Source organism: Enterobacter genomosp. O (genome assembly GCF_001022965.1).
GTDB classification, from domain to species: domain Bacteria; phylum Pseudomonadota; class Gammaproteobacteria; order Enterobacterales; family Enterobacteriaceae; genus Enterobacter; species Enterobacter cloacae_L.
The window spans coordinates 777,599-791,605 of record NZ_LECZ01000027.1 but is presented as its reverse complement, the minus strand read 5'-3'; the positions used below and the strand labels follow the sequence as shown (position 1 = coordinate 791,605).

16 protein-coding genes and 2 tRNA genes are annotated in these 14,007 nt (G+C 56.9%); 9 read left to right on the top strand and 9 right to left on the bottom strand.

Annotation, left to right across the window (positions count from 1 at the left end; genetic code table 11):
- Window positions 1-21: 21 nt before the first annotated feature.
- Together ABR39_RS22535 and fumD are read left to right on the top strand one after the other, a co-directional pair.
- Window positions 22-834: a MetQ/NlpA family ABC transporter substrate-binding protein gene (locus ABR39_RS22535; RefSeq protein ID WP_008500616.1), complete on the top strand. Its 813-nt coding sequence runs from the start codon at window positions 22-24 to the stop codon at window positions 832-834.
- A gap of 110 nt (window positions 835-944) precedes the next feature.
- On the top strand, window positions 945-1,154 hold the full coding sequence (fumD, locus tag ABR39_RS22530) for a fumarate hydratase FumD (protein ID WP_008500615.1): 210 nt from the start codon (window positions 945-947) through the stop codon (window positions 1,152-1,154).
- On the opposite strand, the gene ABR39_RS22525 is transcribed toward fumD, so the two are convergent.
- The 4 genes from ABR39_RS22525 to ABR39_RS22510 are packed head-to-tail and all read right to left on the bottom strand — an operon-like array spanning window position 1,135 to window position 4,228.
- The gene (locus ABR39_RS22525; RefSeq protein ID WP_047348817.1) at window positions 1,135-1,821 is read right to left on the bottom strand and encodes an amino acid ABC transporter permease; all 687 of its coding nucleotides are present in this window, start codon (window positions 1,819-1,821) and stop codon (window positions 1,135-1,137) included. The two genes, fumD and ABR39_RS22525, sit on opposite strands and share 20 nt — an antisense overlap.
- The gene (locus ABR39_RS22520) at window positions 1,805-2,581 is read right to left on the bottom strand and encodes an amino acid ABC transporter permease (protein WP_047348816.1); all 777 of its coding nucleotides are present in this window, start codon (window positions 2,579-2,581) and stop codon (window positions 1,805-1,807) included. Before ABR39_RS22520 ends, ABR39_RS22525 begins: the two co-directional genes overlap by 17 nt.
- Window positions 2,581-3,396: an amino acid ABC transporter ATP-binding protein gene (locus ABR39_RS22515; protein ID WP_047348815.1), complete on the bottom strand. Its 816-nt coding sequence runs from the start codon at window positions 3,394-3,396 to the stop codon at window positions 2,581-2,583. Before ABR39_RS22515 ends, ABR39_RS22520 begins: the two co-directional genes overlap by 1 nt.
- Window position 3,397: 1 nt before the next feature.
- Window positions 3,398-4,228: an ABC transporter substrate-binding protein gene (locus ABR39_RS22510; protein ID WP_165587303.1), complete on the bottom strand. Its 831-nt coding sequence runs from the start codon at window positions 4,226-4,228 to the stop codon at window positions 3,398-3,400.
- Between the two features lie 245 nt (window positions 4,229-4,473).
- Here ABR39_RS22510 and ABR39_RS26030 point away from each other — a divergent pair, with 245 nt between their 5' ends.
- The 5 genes from ABR39_RS26030 to ABR39_RS22490 all read left to right on the top strand — a co-directional run bounded on the left by ABR39_RS26030 (window position 4,474) and on the right by ABR39_RS22490 (window position 8,768).
- On the top strand, window positions 4,474-4,641 hold the full coding sequence (locus ABR39_RS26030) for a hypothetical protein (protein ID WP_014831607.1): 168 nt from the start codon (window positions 4,474-4,476) through the stop codon (window positions 4,639-4,641).
- A 144-nt stretch (window positions 4,642-4,785) separates the two neighbouring features.
- Complete coding sequence (locus tag ABR39_RS22505; protein ID WP_047348814.1) at window positions 4,786-6,192, top strand: DUF1996 domain-containing protein; 1,407 nt, start codon at window positions 4,786-4,788, stop codon at window positions 6,190-6,192.
- Window positions 6,193-6,280: 88 nt separating this feature from the next.
- Window positions 6,281-7,594: a sensor histidine kinase gene (locus tag ABR39_RS22500; protein ID WP_240477090.1), complete on the top strand. Its 1,314-nt coding sequence runs from the start codon at window positions 6,281-6,283 to the stop codon at window positions 7,592-7,594.
- Entirely contained in the window at window positions 7,587-8,198 is a 612-nt protein-coding gene (locus ABR39_RS22495; RefSeq protein ID WP_047348813.1) for a response regulator transcription factor, read from the top strand. Before ABR39_RS22500 ends, ABR39_RS22495 begins: the two co-directional genes overlap by 8 nt.
- 90 nt (window positions 8,199-8,288) lie before the next feature.
- Complete coding sequence (locus tag ABR39_RS22490; protein WP_047348812.1) at window positions 8,289-8,768, top strand: GlcG/HbpS family heme-binding protein; 480 nt, start codon at window positions 8,289-8,291, stop codon at window positions 8,766-8,768.
- A gap of 35 nt (window positions 8,769-8,803) precedes the next feature.
- Here the strand turns inward: ABR39_RS22490 and ABR39_RS25770 are convergent, their stop codons facing one another.
- On the bottom strand, window positions 8,804-8,944 hold the full coding sequence (locus ABR39_RS25770; RefSeq protein WP_013096938.1) for a hypothetical protein: 141 nt from the start codon (window positions 8,942-8,944) through the stop codon (window positions 8,804-8,806).
- Window positions 8,945-9,069: 125 nt separating this feature from the next.
- Here ABR39_RS25770 and ABR39_RS22485 point away from each other — a divergent pair, with 125 nt between their 5' ends.
- Together ABR39_RS22485 and ABR39_RS22480 are read left to right on the top strand one after the other, a co-directional pair.
- A complete protein-coding gene (locus ABR39_RS22485; RefSeq protein WP_047348811.1) occupies window positions 9,070-9,852 on the top strand; it encodes an MBL fold metallo-hydrolase in 783 nt (260 codons plus the stop codon).
- A gap of 72 nt (window positions 9,853-9,924) precedes the next feature.
- The gene (locus tag ABR39_RS22480) at window positions 9,925-10,560 is read left to right on the top strand and encodes a carbonic anhydrase (protein ID WP_047348810.1); all 636 of its coding nucleotides are present in this window, start codon (window positions 9,925-9,927) and stop codon (window positions 10,558-10,560) included.
- 28 nt (window positions 10,561-10,588) lie between these two features.
- Here the strand turns inward: ABR39_RS22480 and ABR39_RS22475 are convergent, their stop codons facing one another.
- From ABR39_RS22475 to mdtK, 4 genes are all read right to left on the bottom strand, one after another.
- A complete protein-coding gene (locus ABR39_RS22475; protein WP_047348809.1) occupies window positions 10,589-12,184 on the bottom strand; it encodes an FAD-NAD(P)-binding protein in 1,596 nt (531 codons plus the stop codon).
- Between the two features lie 118 nt (window positions 12,185-12,302).
- A tRNA-Val gene (locus ABR39_RS22470) sits at window positions 12,303-12,379 on the bottom strand.
- Window positions 12,380-12,383: 4 nt separating this feature from the next.
- A tRNA-Val gene (locus tag ABR39_RS22465) sits at window positions 12,384-12,460 on the bottom strand.
- Between the two features lie 153 nt (window positions 12,461-12,613).
- Window positions 12,614-13,987: an MdtK family multidrug efflux MATE transporter gene (gene mdtK, locus ABR39_RS22460; RefSeq protein ID WP_047348808.1), complete on the bottom strand. Its 1,374-nt coding sequence runs from the start codon at window positions 13,985-13,987 to the stop codon at window positions 12,614-12,616.
- Window positions 13,988-14,007: the final 20 nt, after the last annotated feature.

Below are 14,007 nucleotides of genomic sequence, written 5' to 3'. Positions count from 1 at the left end.
AATACACACAGGAACCACATCATGAAAAAGACACTGACACTGATCGCCGCTGCAACCCTGAGCGCCCTGAGCTTCGCCTCCTGGGCCGACACCCTGACCGTGGGCGCGTCCAACACGCCGCACGCCGAAATTCTGGAGCAGGCAAAGCCGATTCTGGCGAAGCAGGGTATCGACCTGGAGATCAAACCTTTCCAGGACTACATTTTGCCCAACACCGCGCTGGCGGGTCATGACATCGACGCCAACTATTTCCAGCACATTCCTTATCTGAACAGCGTGCTGAAAGATCACGCGGGCGATAAGGACTACGATTTTGTCAGCGCGGGCGCGATCCACATTGAGCCCATCGGCATCTACTCCAAAAAATACAAGTCGCTGAAAGACCTGCCGGAAGGCGGCAAGATCATCATGCGTGACGCCGTTTCTGAAGAGGGGCGCATTCTCTCTATCTTCGAGAAAGAGGGCGTGATCAAGCTGAAGCCGGGCATCGACAAAGTGACCGCGCGCATCAGCGATATCGTCGAGAACCCGAAAAAGCTGAAGTTCACGCCTAACGTGGAAGCGTCTCTGCTGCCGCAGATGTACAACAACAACGAAGGCGATGCGGTGGTGATTAACGCCAACTACGCGATTGACGCCGGTCTGGATCCGGTTCACGACCCGATTGCGGTAGAGAGCGGTGAAAACAACCCGTACGCCAACATCATTACCGTTCATCGCGGTGACGAGAAGAAGAAAGACATCGTCGCGCTGGTGAACGTACTGCACTCCAAAGAGATTCAGGACTGGATCCGCACCAAGTACAAAGGCGCGGTCATCCCAGTAAACAACTAATTAGCTGATTTTACAGATGAAGCCCGGCGAGTTCCTCGCCGGGCTTCTTTTTTGTATCCGGCAGGAGAATCATTTAAGCTCAACGTTTAAAAGGCAATGGAGTGATGACGATGGGTAACGTGACCAAAGATGAAGCGCTGTACCAGGAGATGTGCCGGGTGGTCGGGAAGGTCGTGCTTGAGATGCGTGATTTAGGGCAGGAGCCAAAGCATATTGTCATTGCCGGGGTGCTGCGTACCGCGCTGGCGAACCAGCGCGTTAAGCGCAGTGAATTGACAACCGAAGCGATGGAAACGGTGGTTAAAGCGCTGGCCGGGTAATGCGCCAGCGCTTCGCAAGCTGCTCGAGCGAACAGCAGAGCAGGTAGTAGACCACGCCCGTAAAGATAAAAATGGCCGCCGGGTAGATTTGCACCCGGTTGTTGACCTGTCCCGCCACCGTGGTCAGTTCCGGTACGTTCACGATAAACGCCAGCGACGTATCCTTCAGCAGGCTGATAAAAATCCCCACCAGCGACGGCAGAATATTCCTCAGCGCCTGCGGCAGCAGCACGCGCCACAGGGTTTGCTGGGTGCTGAACCCCTGCGACAGCGCGGCCTCGTACTGCCCGGACGGCAGCGCGTTAAGCCCGGCCAGCACCGAGTGCATGACGGTTGCCGCCGTGAACCAGGCCAGGGCCAGCGTGACGGTCAGCGCCCCCGGCAGGTCGCCTCCGGTGATGAGCGGCAGAAGATACCACATCCAGAAAATCACGAAGATAAGCGGGATACCGCGAATCAGCTCTGCCCATAAAAAGAGGGCTTTTCGCACGAGCCCGGTATAGCGCCAGGCCAGACACGCGAGCGCAACGCCGCCGGGCAGGGCGATGACCGCTGCGCCAGCTGCCATCATCAACGAGAGCAATACGCCACCCGGTTCACCGGCTGCCGCGCGTCCCCACAGCAGATAGTCGAGGTTATCGGTGATGACATTAAGTCCGGCAATCATGTTTCTCACTCCCTGAGGTGACGACGATCGGGCGCTTACGTTTCGCTTGAGGTCCGATGCGAACCAGCACCATCCCCATCGCCAGGCCGGTCAGGAGATAGAGTGCGGTACCGAGGGTAAATGCCTCGAGCGCGTGCGCGTTATAGCTTTCAATCTGCCTGACCTGATAGGTCAGCTCGGCGAAGCCAATCCCGCTGGCGAGCGAAGAGAGCTTCATCAGATTAAGATACTGCCCCACAACGGGCTGCCAGGCGTTTGCCAGCCCCTGAGGCAGAAGGATGTAACGAAACAGGCGCCACGCGGAGAAACCCTGGGCGAGCGCCGCCTCGCGCTGCCCGGCCGGAACAGAACGCAATCCCGATTCCACTTCTTCGATTAAAAACGCCGAGGTAAAAACGCCCAACCCCCAGGCCGAACAGAGGAACTCGGGCGTAAACCACCAGACGTCTCCGGGCAGAATTGACCAGCTGTGATCGGCGTTCACCGCGTCGCGAAACGCCTGCGGCAGTCCGTTCCAGGCGGCAAAATACCAGAACAGCAGCTGGACCAGCAGCGGGGTATTGCGAAACAAAGATACCCAGCCGCTGACGACCGCGTTCCCGACGCGTCCGCCGGCAAGGCGCAGGAGCATAAAGAGCAGGGCGAGCAGGCTGGCCAGCATAACCCCCGCAAGCGTCACCCACAGGGTGGTGAGAAATCCGGAGAAGATCCACTGCAGAGGCTGTCCGGTCAGCACACCCTGCCAGTCGAGCGCGGGCATCAGAGATGCTCCTGATGCAGCGGGTTCAGCACCTTTTGCAGGAACCGCTGCGCGCGCGGATGCGCGGGCCGACTGAAGAATTGCGCCGGCGGCGCAACTTCCAGAATTTGCCCGCCGTCGATAAAGACGACCCGGTCAGCAATTTCCCGGGCGAACTGCATCTCATGGGTCACCACAATCATCGTGATCCCGCTGTGGGCGAGGGCTTTCATCACAAACAGCACTTCGCCAATCATCTCCGGATCCAGCGCTGAGGTGGGTTCATCAAAGAGGATTATCTGCGGTGAAGAGGCCAGGGCGCGGGCAATCGCCACGCGCTGCTGCTGTCCACCGGAAAGCTCTGCCGGGAAATGGTGGGCTTTTTCCAGCATCCCGACCTTCTCAAGCAGGGCCAGCGCGCGCTCCTGGGCCGGTTGCGGCTTCCAGCCGTGAACGTGCTCCAGTGCCAGGGTGATGTTCTGGCTGGCGGTAAGATGGGCGTAAAGATTAAACTGCTGGAACACAAACCCCACGCGGCTTCGCAGCTGGCGCAGCCCGGTACCGGAAAGCTTGCCGGTAGGCTTGTTGTCGACCAGAATCTCTCCGCCGCTCAGGGTTTCAAGCTGGTTGATCAGACGAATCAGGGTGGATTTACCGGAGCCCGAAGGGCCGAGGATGGCCACCACTTCACCGGGCGTAATGGTGAGGTTAATGTCGTTTAAAACCTGATGGTCACCGTAGCGTTTGTCCACATGACGAAACTCGACGCTGGCCTGTTCCAGATGTGAAAAATCCGCGGCACCGGCCGCGGAGTGTGAAAATAAACCTGAGAGCATATTACTTAGCTTCTATTTTAAAGGCGCGAGGCTGAGGGGCTGGGGTGCCTGGACCAAACCAGACGTCGTAGATTTTTGCCGCCTGGCCGTTCTTCTCGAGATTGACCAGCTCATCGTTGACGGCTTTCAGCAGCGCCGTTTCACCTTTTTTCACCCCGACGCCAATCTCTTCTTTGCTCAGCAGGTCGGGCAGAATTTTGAAGTTCGCTTTGTCCGGCGCCTGCGCCAGCAGACCGGCCAGAATAGTGCTGTCCTGGGTAATGGCCTGCACGTTGCCGTTGCGCAGTGCCGTCAGCGCCAGCGGAATGTCGTCATACGAGAGCACGCGGGACTGCGGGAAACGCTGGTGCAGAGCCTGTTCACCCGTTGTGCCTTTTACCGCGCCAATACGCGCCCGGCTGTAGTCATCGAGCTTGTCCGGGGATTTCGCCGGAACCAGGAACTGCTGGCCGGTGACAAAGTAAGGCGTCGAGAAGTCAATCACCTGCGCGCGTTCTGGCGTGATGGTGATATCCGCCACGATCAGGTCCGCTTTGCCGGACTGCAGCAGCGGAATGCGGTTGGCCGGATTGGTGGCAACCAGTTCAAGCTTCACGCCGAGCGATTTTGCCAGCGCGTTGGCGAAGTCCACGTCGTAGCCCACGATCTCGTGCGTTTTGGCATCAATGGAGCCAAACGGCGGGTTGGCGTCAAAGGTGGCCACTTTTACCACCCCTGCGGCCTTAATATCCGCCAGCTGATCGGCCTGCGCCTGCGCTGAAAGCAGGCTCCCGGCCGCCAGCAATCCCAGAACCAGTGTCCGTTTTGTAAACCCTTTCATATTTGCTGCCATAGTCATACGCCATCCCGTTGTTTTTGTTTTACCCCGCTACGCTCCCATAAGCGAAAGCTATCGCCAAATAAGAAATCGTTCTTTGTTATTAGCAAAAAAGCATTAGTGAACAAGGTGTTAATGAAGAGTGAAAAGAACGGGGCGCTATTTGCAAATCCTGCACATCGACAGTGGATTTTGGTATTTCCCTTGGGTGGAAATTGGGTGTTTAACTGTGGACAGGTTAAGCGAGAGAGGTTGAGACGATGAAAAAATGGATCAGCACGTTACGGCGGTTTTTTGCGACCCGACCAGTGAATGCGGAGAACAGCGCGCAACGTGTTCTTGAGTCAATCCTGCCTGTCGCCAGCCTGTATGGCGTAGACGTTGCCAACATTGACCCGGAGTGGTTCCATGATAAAACGTCACGCTGAATTGCGCCGCACGCGCGAAATGTACTGGAATGAGCTGTGCGTGGGCACTGTAAAGCGAGGATGAGCGGAAAAGTACGCAGGGAAATCCTCGGTTAATCATAGCCGTTTTGTTAACACTATCTCCTTTCACAAATGGAGATAATAATGAAACGGACCGTATTCACACCCGCCCTGTTAGCCACCGCGTCACTGATTGCCATGCAGGCAGCGCATGCCGGGCCGCAGGCGCATGTCGTTTGCAGCTACATCCACACCCTCGGCGATGATGCCATCATGATGTTTGGTTTGCCCAACCAGGCCATGTGGCACGATTTCTTTGGCAATACCCATACCGATGCCTTTTCGAGCCGGGAAACCTTGCGCCAGCACGAAGAGACGACCTGTGATAACAAAGCAGACAGTTCGGCCTACTGGGCGCCTTCTATGAGATTGCCTGACGGGACGGTGGTCAAACCCGCCTATCAAAAAACCTATTATCAGGCAGCAAAGGTAGATACTTACCCTTTACAGCCATTCCCGGCGGGGCTGTCGCTGCTCGCAGGGGATCACCACGGCAGCGCGCCAAACCCCCATATCACCTTCCTGTGCGCGAACGGTAAAGGGTACAGCAGCAAAATCGGAGAGGTTTGCGGGCTACGTAAGGCCAATGATGCCGTCCAGTTTAATATTGGCATTCAGTTCCCGAACTGCTGGGACGGCGTGAATCTGAAGCCGGGTCACGGCCATGCCAACGCGGCATATGACGTTAACGGCCAGTGCCCGAGCGCGTTCCCGGTAAAAATTCCGACGGTGAATATGAATGTGGCTTACGTGCTGCACGGCATCACCAGCCTGGACACCGGTAAGGCGCAGCTGTCGCTTGATCCGGTGATGCATGGCGACGAACGTGAAGAGCGCTGGGGCAGTCTCTATACGGCGCATGCCGATTTTATGAACGGCTGGACGGAAGATGCCGCCCGCTTTATGACCGAACGCTGTATGAACCGGGGTATGGACTGTGGTTCAACGGTGCCATACGGCTATTCTCTGGCGAAAGCCAACGTCTGGCTCAGCAGTCTCGAACCGAACATTACCCAACCTTCACCGCAGGTGTTACTTGTTGAGGATAACTGGCAGAACGGCGGACGCACGAAAAACAGCGAGACGCTGAGCCTGGTTAAATTCCATATTCCTCCGCTGCCCGCCGGGCAGGATCCGTCCATGTTTAAATACCGCATACGTATTTTCGGGGGGAAGGTAGAAAAAAACGGTGCCGATCAGATCTTCTTCTATCCGGCCAGCAACGACTGGGATCCTGCTACCGTGAAGTGGACGTCGCGTCCGGCCTGTCATTACAACTCCGATGCCATACTTTATCTGAACCATTCTCGTGAATACCGGATGGTGGACGTGGATAAAGCGGTGCGTAAGGCGCTGGCAGAAGGTAAAACGGAGATCTCGTGGTATATCGGCGGCGATCGCCAGGGAAATCACTATCAGTTTGAACCCGCCTCTTCACCCGACGGGATCATGCTTATGCTGACCGGCTTCAAATCAACGCCGGAGATCTAAAACGCCGCGTTTTTTGTTCTTACAGGTGTTAACTGATAAGGTCAACGGTATCCGTCACTGCTCCGTTAACACAATGACCACCAAAAACATGATGAGGCGCGCTATCGTTCTTTGGGCGATAGCGTGCACGTTAAGCGGCGTGCTGCTCTACGCCGAACAAATCCGCCGCCAGTTCTGGGAGCGCGATCGCGAGTTCGCGGCGCTCTTCGCTGAACTAAGCGCGGTGCTGACGCAAAATGAATCCGTACTGCCGCTTCTGAATGGCGATGAAGATATTGCCGCCCTGCGCAAAAAATTCCCCCAGCTGCTTGCCCTGGAAAAAACCACCGCACGCGCGCTAGATGCGCCGCGGGTTGAGCCTGCCCACGAGATGCAGTACTGGCTATACAACCCCTGGCGTCAAATCCGCGTGCTGGTAGACCTCGGCCCGATCCTGAACGCCCATCATCCTTTCAATCACCTCGGGATCCGCTTTATGCCGAACGGTGACGAGCAGGCGTCTGATGCCTTCTGGCACTGGCAACGCACCTTCCCGCAGTATACTCAGCCTTTTACGCTGGAGGCCGATTCACAGCCGGCCTGGTTCGGCGTCAACGGGTTTATATATCCCTTGATTTTTATTGGATGGGGGATAGTGATTGCGCTGGCGAGCGTGGTGCTCTGGCAGCGTAGAGCGCGGAAGGAGGCCGAGCAAAGAGCGCTCTATTACCAACACGCCAGGCTTAATACCCTGGGGGAAATCACCGCTGGAATTGTGCATGAGATAAACCAGCCCCTTACCGCGGCGCAGACGTGGATCCAGGGCGCGCAGCGCCAGCTGCAGCAGGACAACGTGCAGGCCGTGCCGCAGGCGCTGGCGGCCGCACTGACGCAAACGCAGCGTATTAGCGCTTTGCTGACCCGTTTTCGCGAGCACGTTGTGCAGGAGAAGGTGATCCTGCGTGAAACCGATCTGGTGCACTGCTGGCTGCAGGTGGTGAACCTGCTGGAGCATGAGCGCAGGGCCGAGCATATTACGGTCAGCCATGCTTTCGCCCCGGAAGCAACGACGGTGCTGGCTGACCCTCTCTGGCTGGAACAGGTGTTGCATAACTTGCTCAGCAACGCCATTCAGGCCCAGCAGCCGGATACTGCCGGTTGGGTAAAAATTGAGAGTCAAAAGAACGAGAGCGGCGTCCTGATTACCGTCACTGACGGCGGCCCGGGCTTTAGCCCTGAGGCGTTACAGAATGCCTTCATGCCGTTTTATAGCGGCAGAGAAGTGGGTATCGGTCTGGGGATGACCTTAACGGAGTCATTGATGACGCGTATGAACGGCTCGATTACGCTGGGTAACGCCCCGCAGGGCGGGGCGCAGATCCGACTACAGCTGGCGCACGGAAAGGAGGCGAAGAATGGATAAAACAGTCTGGCTGATTGATGATGATGAATCCATCAGAGAGTCGATGGCATTTTTGCTTTCGGGGATGGGCTGGCCGGTAAAAACGTTTGAAAGCGTCGATGCCTTTATCGCTGCCCATGCTCGTGATACGGCGCTGGTGGGCTGTATGCTGCTGGACATGCGGATGCCGGGCAAAGGCGGACTCGCCTGGCTGGAAGAGGGCAACTGGCCCTGGCCCCTGTTGCCGGTGATTATCATGACCGGACACGGTACCGTTGACGCCTGCCGTCGGGCATTCCATAACGGCGTCTTTGAGTTTTTCACCAAGCCGCTGGATGCCGACAAGCTTATCGAAACGGTGGGACAGGCCTTCGGGGAAAGCCAGCGCCGCTTTGCCGACTGGCAGGAAACGTCCCGGGTTAAGGCGCGTTTTGCACAGCTGACCGCCCGGGAACATGAAGTGCTCGGCACACTGATGGAAGGGCTTAGCAACAAGGAGGCGGCCGCACGGCTGAACCTCTCGCCACGAACGGTAGAAGCGCACCGCGCGGCGGCATTTTCCAAGCTTGGCGTCAGCAGCCTGGTCCAGGCAATCCGGGAATACGACAAATTGCAATCCGTATAACTACCAGGATGAGTGCGTAATCAACCGAATTACCTTTTATCGCGCGGCTGAGTAACCTCTGCTCTGTCTACTAACACGCGAGGACGTGCGATGAAAAAATTAATGATGGTTGCGGCACTGGCCGCGGGTAGCCTGAGCCTGGCGGCGCAGGCCGATACGTTGAGTCAAAAGAATCTCTCACTGGCCCAGGCGAACGCGCTGGCGACGTCCGCTATTCAGGCGTGTACGGCAAAAAATTATCAGGTGACGGTCACCGTGGTTGACCGGGCAGGCGTGGTAAAAGCGGTACAGCGCACGGATAATGCAGGCCCGCACACGGTTAAAGCCAGTGAGATGAAAGCCTGGACGGCGCTCAGCGCAAAGAATGCGTCAGGCAAAGTGATGGAAGCGGCGCAGAGCAACGCCGGTGCGCAAAACATGCGTGACATTCCAGGCTTCCTGCTGCTGGCGGGTGGCCTGCCGGTGAAAGAGGGCGATGAAACGATCGGGGCGATCGGTATCGGCGGCGCGCCGGGCGGTCATCTTGATGAAGCCTGCGCGCAGGCAGCCATTGACGGGCTCAAAAAGTAACACCAAAAAAGCACCGGTTTCCCGGTGCTTTTTTATCAGATCTTGCAGGCATCGCCGCAGTCGTCGTCGGCGACAATCGCCTGCGCTTTTTTGTCCGCATCGTCCAGACGTTCCGCATTACGCTCTTCGGCTTCATCCAGACCGTTAAAGACTAAGTTTTCGAGATCAATTTCCATGTGGCACCTGCTCTGTTCAGTATGTGATTCTGGCACAGTATAGGGCAAAAAAAGCCAGCAATGTACCTCGCAGCACATAACGATAATCCCTGCCATACTCAGTGCTTTATTGCTGAGGAGAGCCCATGATTACACTCTGTAAAACCTGCGGAACCGCCTATGACGCCCAGCCGGACAGGTGCCCGATTTGCGAGGATGAACGCCAGTATGTGCCCGCTACGGGCCAGGCATGGACAGATTTCGACACCGTAACCGCCACGCATAGCAACAAATGGCAGCAGCTGGAGCCGCGGTTGTTCGCTATTAAAACGGTCCCCGCGTTTGCTATCAACCAGCGGGCGCTGCTCCTGCAAACGCCCCACGGCAATATTCTCTGGGACTGCATTGCTAACCTCGACCCCGCCACAAAAAAGCTCATCACCGCGCTCGGCGGCATCAGCGCGATTGCGATTTCGCATCCGCACTATTACACCGCCATGCAGGAGTGGGCCGCGGCGTTTGATGCGCCGGTCTATCTGCACGCCAGCGACAGGGAGTGGGTCATGCGCGACAGCCCGGCCATTCACTTCTGGCACGGGGATGCGCTGGAGATTTTCCCGTCGGTCACCCTGCTGCGTCTCGGCGGGCATTTTGCCGGCGGAACGGTGCTGCACTGGCAGGAGGGGGAAGGGGTGTTGCTGGTGGGCGATATCCTGCAGGTCACGCCCGGTAAAGACGCCGTTTCGTTTATGTGGAGCTATCCGAATTATCTTCCGCTGCCGGCTCGCACCGTGGCGTCGGTTGTCAGTCATCTGGAAGGCAAAACGTTTTCACGCCTGTACGGCGCGTTTGAAGGGCAGAACATCCAGGCCAGTGCGGACGAGATCGTGCAGCGGTCGGGCCAGAAATATATTGCTTGTCTGAAGTAAACCACGATGGGTAAACTTTACGAGTGTGATCTCGATCATGCCTAAACTAAAACAGATAAAAGAGACATTGCTATGCAACATATCATTGAAGGTTTTCTCAGCTTTCAAAAAGAGATTTTCCCGCAACGTAAAGAACTCTTCCGCAGTTTAGCGTCCAGCCAGAATCCCAAAGCGCTGTTCATCTCTTGCTCCGACAGCCGCCTGGTCCCGGAGCTGGTCACCCAGCAAGAGCCGGGACAACTCTTTGTCATTCGTAATGCTGGCAACATCGTACCGCCTTTCGGGCCGGAGCCTGGCGGCGTGTCTGCCACTATCGAATACGCCGTTGTGGCACTGGGCGTCACGGATATCGTGATTTGCGGCCACTCCAACTGCGGGGCGATGAAGGCGATTGCCGATAACGCGAATCTGGAGCCAATGCCGGCTGTGTCGCACTGGCTGCGCTATTCCGACGCGGCAAAAGCCGTGGTGGAGAAGAAAACCTGGGATAAGCCGATCGATAAGGTCAATGCGATGGTGCAGGAGAACGTGTTTGCGCAGCTGAGCAACATTAAGACCCATCCGTCCGTTGCGGTGGGCCTGCGCAATAACTCCATCCGCCTGCACGGTTGGGTGTACGACATTGAAAGCGGCAAAATCCTTGCGCTGGATAAAGCGACGAAAACCTTCGTCTCCCTGTCTGAAAACCCGGAAGTCTACTTCGAGTAATCAGCACCAGCAGGGCATGGACGCCCTGTCAGCTCTCGCTGTACGGCAATCTCCGCCGTAACCCCGACGCGGGTTTTTCTGCCGCCTTCGCCATCGCCTCTGCAATCTCAGCGCACTCCGCCAGCCCCTGAACGAAGGGACGATCGTGCATCAGCCACGGTATCGCGCCGAAGGCGATGCGTCCGCGGACGGTTTCAGGCGCTTTTAAGGTGTAATCCTCGCCGATGTCGGGAATCTCTTCGCCCGTCGTTTCCAGCTGTTTGCGCAGCGTCGGGAAGGGCAGATCTTTCGTTTTGAGCGGCTTTTGTCCGCGCGCGTCAATAAACACGTCGAAACGGTAAACCGTCTCTTTAGTGGTTATCACCGTCCGGTCGCTGCCAACGTCAAGCGTGTAATCGTCGCCGAGCGCAGCCACGCTAATGATGCCGGCTTCGCGAAGTGCAAGAAGCCTGCGGATAGACTGCGGAGGAATGGCCGCGTAGTTGTCGATAAATACCCGGGCCAGCCCCTGCTTGAAGCGTTTAGCGTCTTGTTCGCTAAGATGGGGCACGATCTCCTGAACCACCTCATGCAGCCGAAGCACGGTATAGCGCCAGGCTACGGTGCGCCGTTCGCGTTTGTTCCGCTCAACCTCGTTGAGATTCTCCTCCGCCCAGGTAAACGGACCGTGCCGTTTACGATCCTCAAACCAGGCCTCGCGAATGCTGTCCGCAGTCTGCCTGTGCAGCGATATTTTCTCGCACCACGTCGGGTCAGCGAGCTGGAGCTCTTTCACGATCAGGGCGAAGATGCGGTCAAGCAGGCCATCCTGCCCTTTGCCGATCTCGGTTTCAACCACGCGTTCGGTTAAGACCGACAGCGGCTCGTAAGGAATAGGGCAGTAAAAATCGGCTTCCGGCAAAATGCCCGTTCGGGACATCAGGACAATATTTAACGCTTCGCTGTCGTTATCCAGCACGAATTTATCGTCGCGAAACGCGCCGTGCTGCATCACTACCGCCATGGCCGCGTCGAGACCGCTCAACGATGTCCCCATGATGCCGACGCGGCACGGAGGAATGCTGGCGTCCATCAGGCCGGACCACGGGCTTGGGAAGAACGCGCGGGTGGCTTCTTCCTCGTCTGGCCAGACGTGGCCGGTGGCGATAACCGCAAGGTCAAAGCGTTCAGGAAAGGCGCTATCGTTAACTGAAAGCGTGACGCCGGCCTCCGAGGGTATGATGTCGGTCACGCGGGCGGATTCATGGATATCAACCTGAAACCCCCGCTTTTTAGCCTCTTCAACGATTGAGCGAAAGCTGTCGCGAAAATACTCACCCAGCAGGATCCGGGGCAGGAACTGCCGGTCATGCAAACGGGCTTTATCAACGTTAAAACGCGCCAGATGGGCGTCGCTCTGGCCCTTGAGCCAGTCGAGGTAGGTCATAAACAGTGGCGGGATTTCAATGCTGGCGATGTTCGCCAGCATCAGACGAGAGTTATCGTCGTCGTTATAGGGCATACCCACGCCTGCTTCATCAGCCTGTTCAAAGACAGAGACCGAAAGCGGCTGGGGGTTTTTAAGCAGCGCGTAAAAGGTGTAAATCCCTGTAGGGCCGGAACCGATAATGGCGATTTTCTTCATCGACGGTTTTCCTCTCTTTTTTCCATGAGGAAAGCGTAGCAGGAGAACAGTAATGAAAATGGGGGATTAGGAAAATTCAGGATATCAGAAGAGGATTTGCACCATTTCAGGAATGAAATGGTGCGTCCGAGTGGACTCGAACCACCGACCCCCACCATGTCAAGGTGGTGCTCTAACCAACTGAGCTACGGACGCAGAATGGTGCGTTCAATTGGACTCGAACCAACGACCCCCACCATGTCAAGGTGGTGCTCTAACCAACTGAGCTATGAACGCAACGTGTTGTCGGTGACAACGGGGACGAATATTAGCGGCACAGCATCATTGAGGCAAGAGGGAAAATGCATTTTTCTCTCTGATTTCACGCGATTGCTTCATTACCGCGCAAAGTGAAGAGAAAGTAGCCGCCGGCTGGCGGCTACTGCGTATTTAACGTGCAGCGCGTTGCAAAATGACCGTTGATGGCTGGCGCTGCAGGAAGCGCATTCGCATCATCATCATAATCGCCGCCGACGTCAGGCCGATGATAAAGCCCATCCAGAACCCTGCAGGCCCCATGCGTTCTACCACCAGGTCGGTCAGGGCCAGAATATAACCGCACGGCAGACCTAGCACCCAATAGGCGATGAAGGTGATAAAGAAGATCGAACGCGTGTCCTTATATCCGCGCAGCACGCCGCTGCCAATCACCTGGATGGAGTCCGAGATCTGGTATATAGCGGCCAGCAGCATCAGGTGCGAGGCCAGCGCGACCACTTCCGGATTGTCGTTATAGAGCAGGGCAATCTGCTCGCGCAGAGCAACGGTAAAAAGCGCCGTGCAGATGGCCATGCAGACGCCGACGCCCAGCCCGGTCCGGGCGGCCGTTTGCGCATCCAGCGTAGAGCCTTGTCCCAGGCGGAAGCCCACGCGAATGGTCACTGCCGCCGCCAGCGACATCGGCAGGACGAACATCAGGGAACTGAAGTTCAGCGCAATCTGGTGCCCGGCCACGTTCACAATGCCCAGCGGGGAGACCAGCAGGGCAACCACGGCAAACAGGGTCACTTCAAAGAACAGCGCCAGGGCAATCGGCAACCCTAACTGCACCAGACGGGTCATGATGTTCCAGTCCGGGGTGCTAAATCTTTTCTCGTTACGAATATCGCGCATTGAACGGGCGCGCTTCACGAAGGTGAGCATGGAGAAGAACATCACCCAGTAAACGGCAGCCGTCGCCACGCCGCAGCCGACGCCGCCAAGCTCCGGCATCCCGAAGTGGCCGTAAATAAAGACATAGTTAACCGGAATATTAACCAGCAAACCAATAAAGCCCATCACCATTCCGGGCTTGGTTTTCGCCAGGCCTTCACACTGGTTACGCGCCACCTGGAAAAAGAGGTAGCCAGGCGCACCCCAGAGCAGGGCACGCAGATACCCTACGGCTTTATCAGCCAGTGCCGGGTCAATATTATGCATAGCGCGAATGATATGACCCGCGTTCCAGAGCACGACCATAATCAGCACGGAGACAAACCCTGCCAGCCAGAAGCCCTGACGGACCTGATGGGCAATGCGTTCGCGACGCCCCGAGCCATTGAGCTGAGCGATAACAGGCGTGAGCGCGAGCAGCAGACCGTGGCCGAACAGAATGGTCGGAAGCCAGATTGACGTGCCGATAGCCACGGCCGCCATATCGGTGGCGCTGTAGCCACCTGCCATTACCGTATCCACAAATCCCATTGCGGTCTGGGCCACTTGCGCGATGATCACTGGTATCGCCAGTGCTAATAACTGGCGCGCTTCATTCATGTACTTCTGCACGTGAACACCTTTATTTTGTA